The sequence below is a fragment of the Lysinibacillus sp. JNUCC 51 genome (genome assembly GCF_015999525.1).
GTDB classification, from domain to species: Bacteria; Bacillota; Bacilli; order Bacillales_A; family Planococcaceae; genus Lysinibacillus; species Lysinibacillus xylanilyticus.
In genome coordinates, this window is record NZ_CP065545.1 from 3,613,689 (window position 1) to 3,626,757 (window position 13,069).

Sequence of the window (13,069 nt, forward strand, 5' to 3'; positions counted from 1 at the left end):
AAGGTTCACTTCATTCTCCCTCAGTAAAAGTCATTCTGCTTTATAGATAAGAGTGACCGTTCTAATGGCATAGAAGTAGCAATATAGTTGTTTAGAAGAAGATTTAAGGTTGACATTGAGGAGTTGATAAAATGAGTGCTTTATTTGGCAACTATGGCAAACGCCGCGCCCAAATTGTCAAAGGGCAAGGAACTGTTGTAGAAGATTCGACTGGGAAAAAATATTTAGATTTTACAAGTGGAATCGCTGTAGTGAGTCTTGGTCATGCACATCTGGCAGTCGTGAAGGCAATTCAAGATCAAAGTCAAAAGCTTTGGCATATTTCTAATTTATTTGATATTCCCGGTCAGGAGAAGGTTGCGCAAAAATTAATAGCAAATACACATTTTTCTCATGCATTTTTCTGTAATAGTGGGGCGGAAGCAAATGAAGCGGCCATCAAACTTGCACGTAAGCATACAGGGAAAAATCATATTATTACTTTTGAAAAATCCTTTCATGGGCGAACTTTCGGAGCGATGTCCGCAACAGGTCAGGGCAAGGTACATAATGGCTTCGGACCGCTTGTTGAAAAATTTACGATTCTTCCTTTTAATGATGTGGCAGCACTTGAAGCAACGATTGATGATTCTGTCGCAGCAATTATGCTGGAAATGATTCAAGGTGAGGGCGGTGTTAACAGTGTATCACCAGAATTCGCAGCAGCAATCGCTAAAGCCTGTGATGACAAAGGAATATTACTAATTATCGATGAAGTTCAAACAGGTATTGGACGGACAGGAACAAGATATGCTTATGAGCAAACGATTTTAAAGCCAAATATCGTGACATTGGCAAAGGGGCTAGGTGGTGGATTCCCAGTTGGTGGGATGCTTGGAACAGCTGAGCTATATGATACATTTAGTCCTGGCACACATGGTACAACATTCGGTGGGAATCCACTTGCGATGAGTGTTGCTGAAACCGTACTTGATCATGTTTTTGAACCTACTTTTTTACAAAATGTACAAGAGCTATCCTCCTATTTTGTTAAGCAGTTGAAAGAAAATCTACCTTCTAAGTATACGGTACAGGGTCAGGGTTTACTTCTTGGCATTGACTGTGGTGATACTGAGGTAGCTTCGTATATAGCGGCGGCAGAGGAAAACGGCTTATTATTAGTTGGAGCAGGACCAAACGTTATTCGTCTACTACCTCCATTAACCGTATCAAAAGCAGAAATCGATGAAGCAGTTGCGATTTTAAAAACGATACTGTTGTAGTATCAGGTCAAATTAAATACGATAAAAAATGAATCTGCTAGACTTTCTTTTGTGAGAAGTCTAGCAGATTTTTATACTTATCATCGGAAGTTTGGGCTGACATTTTGTTAAAACATATGCCATATGAAAGGTTGATTGGAGTGGAGGCTCGGCGACTCGGGATTAGCAATAGAGGAACGAAGGCTAAAACCATCACGTCCTGTGATAACGCCTTCGTGACCAACAACGTGTTGGCCCGAGACCCTGGAGCGAGCACTAGGGGAACGAAGGCTAAGAACATCACATCCTGTGATAACGCCTTCGTAACCAACATCCTGCTGCTGCCGCTACGTTAGCACTACGCTTTCGCGCAAAAAACATCTGTTGGCCCAAGCGGCTCATCGGACGCCCCCAGGAAGCTTTGCTCTGTGCGACAGCGAGCCGGAACGGAAATCAACTCTACGTTATGGTGATAAGTTTTTTATTTAGTGAAATCCGATTGTAGCTCTTTTACTAATGTTTTCACAAGAGTAGGGAGCCATTCGTGGAGTTGACTAAATGTAAAGCCTGCAGCTTCTGCTTTTGTAGTTGTCATATACCAATCTGCTGGAACCCCGTATGGTGACTGCGACATTTCATCGCCACCTACCAGAGAAATTTTTGCATGCTTTCCGGTTGTTTCTTCAATAATTCCTAGTAAATCCTTTAACGAAATTGCGCCTGTAGCTGTTGCATTATAAGGTCCTTCAATTGGTGTAATGCCAGCAAAATATAAAAATGCAGCTGCTTCGTCATCCGTAATATAGCTCATCTTTGCTTCAATATTTGGTAAAGAAATAGGCTGTTCCTGTAAAATTCGTTCAATATGAAAATGTAAACGGCGTGTATAGTCGTTCTCACCCATAACAATCGGGAAACGTACAGCGACGACAGGGAATGTGGCCTCTTTGAAAAGTACCGCCTCTGCTTGTCGCTTACCCTCACCATATGAAAAATCTTCACGGTTCCCCTTCCGAACTTCATAATCAAATGGATTAAAATCTCCTTCAGTTTTGACAACGCCGTCTATTTCGTATGTGGATAAAGTAGATGTAAAAACGAGCTTTTTCGTTTTACCTTCTAAAATGTTACATATATTATGAGCTTCGTTAGGAGAATAGCAAATATTATCATAGACAATATCCCATGTTGTACCTGATAGTACCTGTGACAACGAATCGGCATCATCTCGATTAGCAATTAGCTGCTTTACCTTTGTACCAAAAGGATTTCCGCTTTTTCCGCGTGTTAAAATAGTTACACTATGACCATTTTGAAGACAAAGTTCAACAAGCTTTTTACCAAAAAAACGAGTGCCTCCTAAAACTAAAATGTTCAATTATTTCCACCCCTTCAAATTAGTAGTCTTCTTTATAATGACAAAAAAACAGGCATACTACAATTCAAAAATAATTGTAGTATGCCTGTCTATTATTGTGAAGGTGGATCAGTCGTCGGTGGAGTTGTATTTCCGTTGTCTCCTCCATTAGAGCCATTCCCGGTGTTTCCGGAACCGTTTCCGTTATTCGAGCCATTTTCGTTATTACCGGAACCACTGCCGTTATTTGAGCCGTTTCCGTTATTACCGGAACCACTTCCGTTATTCGAACCGTTTCCGTTATTACCAGAACCGTTTCCGTTATTTGAGCCATTATCGGAACCATTCCCGTTATTCGAGCCGTTCCCGTTACTACCACTAGATCCATTGCCGTTTTCCGAACCGTTTCCATTATTGTTCGAGTCATTGCCATTAGTAGGTGGAGTAGTTGGTGGAACTTTTTCTTGATCGTCTTTTTCGGGTTGTTTTTCACTCGCACTACCACCAGATGAAACGACATTGGATTGCGACGAAGCTAAACCTGTAATATCTACAGCGACAACAACATAGGCTTGACCACTTGCTACAGTCATACTTTGCGATGATTCAAGCACAGATCCGACAAGAGTTTTACCACCGTTTGTTACATTATATATTCGATAACCGACTACGTCATTTGAAGATCCTGTCCAAGATAATGTATTACCATTAATTGAAGCAGTTACTGCTGCTGGCGCATTGCTATCGGCTGGGAAATCAACAGCTGCTACCGATGAATTCGATAATGACGAATTTTTTGGTAATAGGCTGGCTGGGTTACCGCCAAGTCTGCCTAACATTCGATTAATAAATGCTTGATTAATACCTGCACCACCTGGTTTTACAAATTCTGGCGGTGTGTTAGAGAGTGCATTATACGTTTTACCTTTAATCGTAACAACCCTTGAAGAAGCTAGGCTATCATCAGGTCGAGAAGGTAAAAATACTTTCGCGTTAAACAAATCAGAGCGTACTAGACCAGCATTAGTACATGCTGCTGAAGGCGCTAAACCAGAAATACCACAGAATGATGCAGTGACAACGTTTTTCGGTTGCGTAAATCTAGTTTTAGGGGCGATTAATTGTGGATCGACATCATACACAGAATTCATTAATGTTCCCCAAAGCTTGTTAATTCGCACACTAGGCTGCTGATACGTATTATTAAATGTATACAGAGATTGGTTGTTATCATAACCCATCCATACACCAAGAGAAACATTCGGGTTATAGCCAACTAGCCATACGTCTTTATAATTTTGTGAAGTACCTGTTTTAGCTGCAAAGTCAGCTGAGAATTTCAGTGAATTTTTTGCAACTGTACCTGTTCCTTTAGTTAACACATCGCGTAACATATCTGTAACGATATAAGAAGTTTCAGGACTAAACACTTGTTCAGGTTTAACTTCGTGTTTATATATGATATTTCCATGTTGGTCTTCAATTCTATCAATCATATAAGAGTCAATAAATTGTCCGCCGTTTGCGAAGGTTGCATAGGCATTAGTGTTCTCTTCAACAGTAATACCATCTTTTACTCCACCAATCCCAGCTGCAATGTTTGTAAAGTCATCAGGCTGTAAAGTTGAGATTCCCATTTTTACTAAATAATCGGCAGGACGTCTGTTAAGGATATCATAATAAAGACGTAAAGCAGATAAGTTTTGTGAATCAGCTAATGCCTCACGTGCAGGTATAAGTCCTCGTTCATCATTAGAAATATAGTTGCTTGGACTCCAACTGCCGATAGAGAATTTTACGTCGACTAATGGGCTACCTGCACCGATTACACCGTATTCTATTGCAGGTGCATATACGAGTAAAGGCTTCATTGTTGAGCCATTTGAGCGTTTTGCCTGTGTAGCATAGTTATAACTTTTCAATTCAAAATCACGACCACCGACAAAGCTTAAAATACGTCCAGTATTATTTTCAATTAAAATACTACCAACCTGAACAGGCATTTCAACATCAATTTCTTCTCCTGTTACAGGATCTTTGTCTTTAACGGTGTAAGTATGACCGTAATTTTGGAAGTTTTTCGCTGCTTTTTGCATCGAATCGTACATATCCTTATTAATAGTTGAATAGATACGGTAACCTTTTGAGCGGACGTCACGATCTGCTAGGATCGTATACTTATCTTTTAATTTTTTCTCATTTTTTAAGCGTTCTGGATCAATACCATCTTCTTCTGCTAGTTTTTCTGCAATAATGTCTTTTGCTCGACTTTCAAGCTCATACGTGAGCCATGGGTAGCGATCTTCTGCGCGCATCTCTGGTGAACGGAAGTCAGCAGTGATATCGTATGCGAGTGCTTCTTTATATTGAGCTTCGTTAATATAACCTGCATCTTTCATACGATAAAGTACAGTTTTCATACGATCAATACCCGGTTGAAGAGCTTCTTTACTTTTGAGTACACCTGTATTTGTGAAAGGTGTGTAAGCAAAAGGTGATTGAGGAATACCGGCTATATACGCTGCTTGAGGAAGCGATAAATCTTTTGCTTTTACATTGAAAATACCTTCAGCAGCTGTTTCAACTCCTGCAATGTTTCGACCGGAAGAGTTACGACCATAAGGAATTATGTTTAAATAGGCCTCTAAAATTTCTTCCTTTTTCATAAAGTGCTCTAAACGCATAGCAAGTAAAATTTCTTTTGCTTTTCGCTCATAAGATACTTCGTTAGTTAATACTTGGTTTTTTATAAGTTGCTGTGTTAGTGTAGAACCACCAGTTTGAGTGGAAGAGTTTGTTACGTCTTGAAGTAGCCCACGGATGACGGCCTTCGGAACTATTCCGTTATGTTCACGGAAATATTCGTCCTCTGTCGCTAATACTGCATTAACAACATCAGGTGAGACATCGTTTAATGTTGTTACTCGGCGGTCTAAATCTGTACGTAATTTTCCGATATAAATATCGTTGGCAAAATAAATTTCACTTGTTGAATCGTAGTTGAAAATTTCTTTTCGTAATTCTTCCTTTGAGCGTAGTGGCTCTTCTTTTACAAGTGAAGCAAAATAGCCAGCGCCAACTGAACCGGCAAATACAGTGCCTACCAATGCAAAGACTAAAAATAGTAAAAATAAGTTCCAGGTAACACTCCCTGAAATGCGTAATTTCTTCATCCATTTTTGTTGAATTAACTCATCGATCTTTGCATTGATTTTCTCAATCCAATCTTTCAATGTATCGACCCCCTAAAATCTTGTCTATTATAGCACATATTGTTTTAGGTCGAACATAGTTATTGACAATGAAAAAGAATCGTATAGAATAATGCTTATAGTTTTCTAGTGATGAAGAGCTTGCAGTAGTGTCTATATTCCCTGTTTAGAGAGTCAGCGGTTGGTGAAAGCTGGTCATAATGTAGAGACGAATTACGTGCTTGGAGCTTAGACGTGCGCGCCTGCGATAAAGGCGGTTGAATGAAGAGGAAGATGGATGACATCTTCAAGCCGGGTGGTACCGCGTTAGTTATTAACGTCCCTGCATGCAATGTTTTTGCGTGTAGGGACTTTTTTGTTTTTAAAATAATTCTCCCTACACGAAATAATAAACACTTAGGAGGAATAAAAATGACGAACGAATTATTACAAGACTTAGAATGGCGCGGATTGTTATACCAACAAACTGATGCTGAGGGTATGACAAAATTATTAGATGAACAGTCTGTATCTTTATACTGTGGTGTTGATCCAACTGCGGATTCTATGCATATTGGGCATATTGTGCCTCTTTTAACGCTACGTCGATTCCAAAAAGCGGGCCACCGTCCAATTTTGTTAGTTGGGGGTGCGACTGGTATGATTGGTGATCCATCTGGTCGCTCTGAAGAACGCCAATTACAAACAGTTGAGCAAATTGATAAAAATGTTCAAGGTATCCGTAGTCAATTAGAGCGTATTTTTGACTTTGCGGAAAATGGTAATGGTGCACAATTAGTGAATAACCGTGACTGGATCGGTAATATAAATACGATTGAGTTTTTACGTGATTATGGGAAATTAATTAACGTTAATTACATGTTAGCAAAAGATACGATTGCATCACGCCTTGATACAGGGATTTCATTTACTGAGTTTGCGTACACTTTAATTCAAGGTATTGATTACAATCATTTATACAACCATTACAACTGTCGTATTCAAGTAGGTGGCTCTGACCAATGGGGGAATATTACAACAGGTTTAGAAGTGATTCGTAAAACACATGAGCAAGAAACGAAAGCTTTTGGTATAACAATTCCTTTAGTAACGAAAGCAGACGGTACGAAATTTGGTAAAACAGCTGGTGGTGCAGTATGGTTAGATAGTAAGAAAACATCTCCTTACGAGTTCTACCAATTCTGGATTAATGCAGCGGATGCTGACGTTGTAAAATACTTAAAAATCTTCACATTCCTTTCTCGTGAAGAAATTGAAGCTTTAGCAGTATCTGTAGAAGAGGAACCACATTTACGTAAGGCACAAAAAACGTTAGCTGAAGAAATGACTCGCTTAATTCATGGTCAAGAAGCATTAGACCAAGCAATCCGTATTACTGCTGCTTTATTCTCTGGAGACTTAAAAGCACTTTCTGCTGATGAAATGAAAGATGCGTTTAAAGATGTTCCTTCTATTGAATTGACGAAAGAAGATAAAAACATCGTGGATTTATTAGTAGAAGCGGGTATTTCACCTTCAAAACGTCAAGCTCGTGAAGACGTAACAAATGGTGCGATTAGCGTGAACGGTGAAAAGGTCACTGAATTAGAGTATGTAATCGGCGGCAAAGATCGTTTAGAAGATGCATTCAGTATTGTTCGTCGCGGCAAGAAAAAATACCATATGGTGAAGTTTGTTTAATTTCTTTCAGCATGCATCCCCCACCTCAATAGGGGGAAATGAATGCAGTTTTAAGTCACTTTTCAGCGGGTGTCCAAACATCTGCTAAAATAGAGGAACTCAGTCTAAGAACGCCACGTCCTGTGGCAATTTATCTGTGCGAAAGCGAAGCGACAGCAACACACGACTGAGTGACCAACTTCGTGTTGCTGACGCTACGTTGCACTGCGCTTTCGCACAAAAAACATCTGTTGGCCTAAAGCCTCCGGCGGATGTCACGGAATCGGAATGGAGTTCTTAAAGGATGTTAGCCTAAAACCATCGCATCCTTGCGATAACGGCTAACTGACCTGCATCCAGCAGGCCTAAGCACAAAGCCGATTCCGGACGCAATTATGCCGAGGCACAATTGATTCCAGACTTACACAAAGAAACATCCCCTCGAAATTTGAGGGGATGTTTCTTTGTGTTGATAAACGACTATCAATGAAATTAAGGTGCAAATAAAGTAGGGCTCTTCTGAAAAACGAGGGGTTGATTTCCGTTCCGACTGGGCGCTTTTATCGCTGCCGCTTCGCTTTCGCGCAGAAAACATTTGTTGCTGTCGCTTCGCTTTCGCACAGAGCAAAGCTTCCTGGGGGCGTCCGATGAGCCGCTTCGCTTCGCTGCAGGGTCTCGGGCCAACACGATGTTGGTCACGAAGGCGTTATCACAGGACGTGATGGTTTTAGCCTTCGTTCCTCTATATCGCTGATCCCCAAGGAGTCGCCCAGTCTCCACTACAATCAACCAATTCACATAGCATGTATCTTCTGGCATGTCATAGTTATAAGACGAAACTCCAGCAATGTTTTACCTGTGCGAAAGCGAGTAGATGGAACGAAAATCACTCTCATTTAAAAGCGCAACAATATTAAAGGACTTCGTTGACCATATCTTTTAGCAATCTAAAAAACTAGGAAGCTTTACGTTCTTATATTCTTCTGGGTGAAGCATATTCGCAAGCTTTAATGCACCCTCTATGAGGCGTGGTGATGGGCGACAATAAAGCCATTCCTCCATTACGTGAAGCTGTTTCATTTTAACGGCTTGTAGCTCCTGCGCATGTGCACGTTTTAATAAATTTGCTGGTTGAATACGCTCAAAGGCCACTCCTACCCAAGCCATCATAATATAGTCTGGGTTGCGCCTCACTACATCAGCCCAATCAGTTTGCACGCTTGCTAGTTCTACATCTTGAAACAGATTTTGCCCACCAGCAATGGTACTAATTTCGGTTAGCCAATTTATTTTACCTGGCGTAAAGATAGGGTTTGGCCACCACTCCCAATAGAGGGTAGGCTTTTTAGGAATTGTCTGAGCAACTGTGCGAAGACGATCAATACAAAGTAAATATTCCTCGGAAATTTCTTTTGCACGCCCTTCAACACCACAGGCTTTACCTAAAGTATGGAGATCTTGTGCGATTTCCTCTAAAGAATTAGCATTAAAAACAATATGGGGAATATTTCTAGCCTGCAAAGCTTCAATATTTTTTTCCATGCCAGGGACACTTAAGGATGCGAGTACAAGATCAGGCTGCAACGCCTCTAATGCATCCATATCAATTGATAAATCTGGGCCAAGCTGAGGTAAGTCTTTTACTGTTAATGGCCAATCCGAAAAATCATCGACACCAACAAGCTGATCAGTCAGGCCTAAATAAGCAACAAGCTCGGTATTACTAGGACATATTGAGATTAAACGCATCTTCTTAACTCCAATTCTTTTTAAGAAAAGTATAGCGAGTGTTGGAATCACATACAATGACAGAATGTTTTCCTCAATAAAAAAAGGCATGCCAAGAGACATGCCTTCTGATTACTTATTAAGAAAGTGCGATAGCTTCGAGTGATTCTTCTTCTTTCACTACAGGGCCCATCGCATTTGTAATAATTTGTTTAATGTCTTCTAACGTTGCTTTACGTGGGTTTGTTGCAGCACATACATCTAACATTGCATTTTTCGCTAAGATTTCAATATCCTCATCCTTCGCACCTAATTCGCGGAAGCCACTTGGAATGTTTAAATCTTTAGAAAGATTTTCAATTGCTACAATTGCTTTCTCAGCAGCATCACGTTTACTTAATGCTTCAACGTTTTCACCTAACAATTCAGCGATTTTTGCAAAACGCTCAGTACGTGCTGTTAAGTTAAAGCGGCAAACATGAGGTAATAAAATAGCATTACATACACCATGTGGTAAATTATAGAAGCCACCAAGTTGGTGAGCAATTGCATGAACATAGCCAAGTGAAGCATTATTAAACGCCATACCTGCTAAGAATTGTGCGTATACCATTTGCTCACGTGCTTCTAAATCTGCACCGTTTGCATAGGCACGCGGTAAATATTCAGGAACTAGCTGAAGTACCTTTTCAGCGCAAGCGTCAGTAATTGGTGTTGCGTTTGTCGATACAAATGATTCGATTGCATGTGTTAATGCATCTAAACCAGTTGCCGCTGTTAGAGCAGGAGGTAAGCCAATCATTAGCTCTGGGTCATTAATTGATAGTAGTGGAGTAACATGTTTGTCCACAATGGCCATCTTCACTTTACGAGCTGTATCAGTGATAATCGTGAAGCGAGTCATTTCACTTGCTGTACCAGCAGTTGTGTTAATAGCGATTAATGGCACCAAAGGGTTTTGTGATTTGTCAACGCCTTCGTAATCATGAATGCGTCCACCATTCGAAGCAATAAGTCCGATACCTTTCGCTGCATCGTGTGCGCTACCTCCTCCAAGAGAAACAATCGAATCACAGTTTTCAGCATGATACACTGTAATTCCATCTTCAATGTTTTGATCTGTTGGATTTGGTTCTGCTTTCGGGAAAATTGCTACATCAATTCCAGCAGCTATAATGATGTTAGCAATTTGTTCAGAGAGACCTAATTTGTGTAAGCCCTCATCTGTTACGATTAATGTCTTTTTCACTTCTAAATCATTTAAGCGTTTACCAACTTCTTGAATTGCTCCTGGTCCAAATAAGTTTGTTTTCGGCATAACAAATTGCTTTAGAACGTCTGACATATTTCCAACCCCTTTAAAAAAATTGTTATTGCTTGAATGATGGCGAACCACCTTTCGAAATTCATATTATTCTATTATTTGTAAAAGTTCAACTCGTATTTTTATTAAAATTGTTAATTTTAATTGTGTTATTATTTTACAAAAAAGTTAGCTTTGTTTTTTGTTTGAAGGAAGGTTGAATTAACTAGGAGTATTGATTTTAAAAAGGTTTTAAAATTGTTTTCCTATGAAAATAAAATATATTTTTTGGAAATGTGTTCTATTTTAAAGAAGTGTTGAATAGTAAATAACTGATAATTTGTTTTTAATATAGTAGTAGTGGTTAAATTGTTTTTTAATTGTGTAATTACTATTTTAAAGTACAAATAATAGTCGCAATTTACAGAAAATTTAAAATCAAACTCTCTTTCTTTTTGAAATGTCTAAGGAAAAGCATAAATGCGAGAAGAAAATAAAGAATGACTGTATATCCAAGTGTTGCGCATATATATAAAATTGCTTTTGAATCTGAATTTATAGGAGGAAAACCACTATGAGCATTAAAATGATATACGTCCTGTTCATAACCGGACCAAATAACTACTAACAAGAAGACTAATAAAAGGAGAGCTAGTAAAGCCTTTTTATGAAAAGTGATATGCAGTAGACTTTCTTTAAAAGTAAATGGACGCTTAATTTCCTCGCTTTGATTCTTTTTAAAGGGTACTAAGAAAAAAATCATGATGCCACTATAAATTAAAACCATCACAGTAAATTCAGAAACCCCCATTATTTCCTCTTAATTCCGTAATTTTCTATTTAGACTGTTATAAAGATAAAAGGTTCCTTTTTAATAGATATTTACAAACTGGAATGAAAACTTATTAAAGTTTTTATTTTTTGGGCACTTTTCAGGGATATTTGCAATTTTATTGAATAATATTTCAATGAAAATACTTTTAATAAAAGGATGGAGAGAATGTCGATTAGACATAAACAAAAAGAACAACGAAAGGCTTTAATTTTACAATCTGCATTAGATTTGTTTATTCGGAAGGGGTATGGTGAAACGAAAGTTGCTGATATAGCTAAAGCTGCTGATATGAGCATGGGGTTGCTTTTTCATTATTTTGACTCTAAGGAAAAGCTTTGTGAAGAGTTAATTCGCATAGGGTGTGAAAGACTTAAGATGGATTTTAATTTTATAAATGAATCGCCATTGGCAATTTTTACAGCGACTGCTGAGGATTTGTTTAACATGATCCGTACAAACCCGTCTGCTGCAAAAATGTTCGTGCTAATGGAGACTGCACAACATCTTGATTCCTTGTCGGAAGATTTAAAAGAAATGCTTATGGAAGCAGATAAATTAATAAAAAAGAGTGTTCCATTAATAGAGAAGGGGCAATTGCTAGGTGAGATTAAACAGGGAAATGCTGAAGCGCTTGCGGTAGCATTTTGGTGTTCTATTCAAGGAATCGCCCAATACATTGCACTGCATCCTGAAACTCCTTGTCCTAATACAAAGTGGGTTATTTCAATTCTTGAAAACAGGGAGGCGGATTGAAAATGAAAACTAAACGCAACTTACTAATCTTTATAGTTGTTATTTTGCTAAGTGGTTGGCTTGGTGTTTTTGTAGATCGTTTCATCCCTGAACAGCCTAAAGGTGACACGCTTGGAATGGGCATTTGGCTAGTATTTCCGCTGCTGACAACTATACTGCTACGTGTCTTTGCAGGAGATGGGTGGCGAGATATAGGCTTATTACCTAATTTGAAAGGCAACATAAAATGGTATATTGTCTCGCTCCTAGTCTATCCAGTCATCACGTCTATAGTTTTGTTATTAAGCTATATATTTGGATGGATGGATTTTTCGAATTTTAATTTAGATGTACTAGTTTCGGTTTTCGTAGGCGGTTTATTAATCCAATTTGTTAAAAACTTTTTTGAAGAATCTGTTTGGAGAGGTTATTTGACAAGTAAACTTTCATCGTTAAAAGTAAATGAATTTTGGTTGTATTTTATTGTTGGTGGCGTTTGGGGAGCATGGCATATTCCGTATTTTTTAGTGTTCCTATCAGAAAGTGATATCTTCAGTGTACTTCCTGTAAATAGGTGGCTATTTGCGTTAATAGGTATTGTGACAATGATTTGCTGGACAGTAATGTATACAGAAATTTATTTAATGACGAAAAGTATTTGGCCACTTGTCCTTATGCATATGACAGAAGATGCGCTTGTGAACCCACTTATTCTTGATGGATATATTAAAATTGCTCAGGGAAAAGAATTTCTTGTTTCTCCAACGGCAGGCATTATTACTACAATGCTTTACCTAATGGTAGGGTGTTTATTGCGAACTAAACGAAAGAAGTTGGAGAGAGAAATTGTATCGAAATCAACTACAACCGTTATTGTTAAGATTTGAACGTTATGGCGATGAATCAAAATCGCCTTGCACAATTATTATTGCTGCCGCTACGTTAGAACAAACTTTTTCGCTCAGTAGCTGTTGTAATGTTAAATAGAGAAATATTTCCAAT

At 38.7% G+C, this 13,069-nt stretch carries 9 protein-coding genes and 1 other annotated feature; of the genes, 4 read left to right on the forward strand and 5 right to left on the reverse strand.

Going from position 1 to position 13,069, the window contains the following annotated elements; all coding sequences use genetic code 11:
* Positions 1-131 precede the first annotated feature (131 nt).
* Positions 132-1,262: an acetylornithine transaminase gene (gene argD / locus JNUCC51_RS17475; RefSeq protein WP_337989044.1), complete on the forward strand. Its 1,131-nt coding sequence runs from the start codon at positions 132-134 to the stop codon at positions 1,260-1,262.
* 460 nt (positions 1,263-1,722) lie between these two features.
* Here the strand turns inward: argD and JNUCC51_RS17480 are convergent, their stop codons facing one another.
* Complete coding sequence (locus JNUCC51_RS17480; protein ID WP_337989045.1) at positions 1,723-2,619, reverse strand: NAD-dependent epimerase/dehydratase family protein; 897 nt, start codon at positions 2,617-2,619, stop codon at positions 1,723-1,725.
* Between the two features lie 92 nt (positions 2,620-2,711).
* Complete coding sequence (locus JNUCC51_RS17485; RefSeq protein WP_337989046.1) at positions 2,712-5,831, reverse strand: transglycosylase domain-containing protein; 3,120 nt, start codon at positions 5,829-5,831, stop codon at positions 2,712-2,714.
* Between the two features lie 102 nt (positions 5,832-5,933).
* Positions 5,934-6,137, forward strand: a binding site (T-box leader).
* Positions 6,138-6,221: 84 nt separating this feature from the next.
* On the opposite strand from JNUCC51_RS17485, the gene tyrS reads away from it, so the two are divergent.
* Positions 6,222-7,490 carry a tyrosine--tRNA ligase gene (gene tyrS, locus JNUCC51_RS17490; protein ID WP_337989047.1) on the forward strand — a complete coding sequence of 423 codons (1,269 nt, stop codon included), beginning with the start codon at positions 6,222-6,224 and terminating at the stop codon, positions 7,488-7,490.
* Between the two features lie 918 nt (positions 7,491-8,408).
* Here the strand turns inward: tyrS and JNUCC51_RS17495 are convergent.
* The 3 genes from JNUCC51_RS17495 to JNUCC51_RS17505 form a co-directional block, all read right to left on the reverse strand.
* On the reverse strand, positions 8,409-9,218 hold the full coding sequence (locus JNUCC51_RS17495; protein WP_337989048.1) for a cobalamin-binding protein: 810 nt from the start codon (positions 9,216-9,218) through the stop codon (positions 8,409-8,411).
* A 118-nt stretch (positions 9,219-9,336) separates the two neighbouring features.
* Complete coding sequence (locus JNUCC51_RS17500) at positions 9,337-10,542, reverse strand: iron-containing alcohol dehydrogenase (protein WP_100541811.1); 1,206 nt, start codon at positions 10,540-10,542, stop codon at positions 9,337-9,339.
* A 379-nt stretch (positions 10,543-10,921) separates the two neighbouring features.
* Positions 10,922-11,311: a hypothetical protein gene (locus tag JNUCC51_RS17505; RefSeq protein ID WP_337989049.1), complete on the reverse strand. Its 390-nt coding sequence runs from the start codon at positions 11,309-11,311 to the stop codon at positions 10,922-10,924.
* Between the two features lie 189 nt (positions 11,312-11,500).
* Here JNUCC51_RS17505 and JNUCC51_RS17510 point away from each other — a divergent pair, with 189 nt between their 5' ends.
* Positions 11,501-12,088: a TetR/AcrR family transcriptional regulator gene (locus tag JNUCC51_RS17510; RefSeq protein ID WP_337989050.1), complete on the forward strand. Its 588-nt coding sequence runs from the start codon at positions 11,501-11,503 to the stop codon at positions 12,086-12,088.
* A gap of 2 nt (positions 12,089-12,090) precedes the next feature.
* Complete coding sequence (locus JNUCC51_RS17515; RefSeq protein WP_337989051.1) at positions 12,091-12,954, forward strand: CPBP family intramembrane glutamic endopeptidase; 864 nt, start codon at positions 12,091-12,093, stop codon at positions 12,952-12,954.
* The last annotated feature ends 115 nt before the right edge of the window (positions 12,955-13,069 follow it).

What these genes read in the sequence shown, in the direction of transcription:
- JNUCC51_RS17505 (WP_337989049.1), bottom strand. Translation starts at nt 11,311, where the DNA reads ATGGGGGTTTCTGAATTTACTGTGATGGTTTTAATTTATAGTGGCATC.
- JNUCC51_RS17515 (WP_337989051.1), top strand. Translation starts at nt 12,091, where the DNA reads ATGAAAACTAAACGCAACTTACTAATCTTTATAGTTGTTATTTTGCTA.
- JNUCC51_RS17510 (WP_337989050.1), top strand. Translation starts at nt 11,501, where the DNA reads ATGTCGATTAGACATAAACAAAAAGAACAACGAAAGGCTTTAATTTTA.
- JNUCC51_RS17495 (WP_337989048.1), bottom strand. Translation starts at nt 9,218, where the DNA reads ATGCGTTTAATCTCAATATGTCCTAGTAATACCGAGCTTGTTGCTTAT.
- JNUCC51_RS17500 (WP_100541811.1), bottom strand. Translation starts at nt 10,542, where the DNA reads ATGTCAGACGTTCTAAAGCAATTTGTTATGCCGAAAACAAACTTATTT.
- argD (WP_337989044.1), top strand. Translation starts at nt 132, where the DNA reads ATGAGTGCTTTATTTGGCAACTATGGCAAACGCCGCGCCCAAATTGTC.
- tyrS (WP_337989047.1), top strand. Translation starts at nt 6,222, where the DNA reads ATGACGAACGAATTATTACAAGACTTAGAATGGCGCGGATTGTTATAC.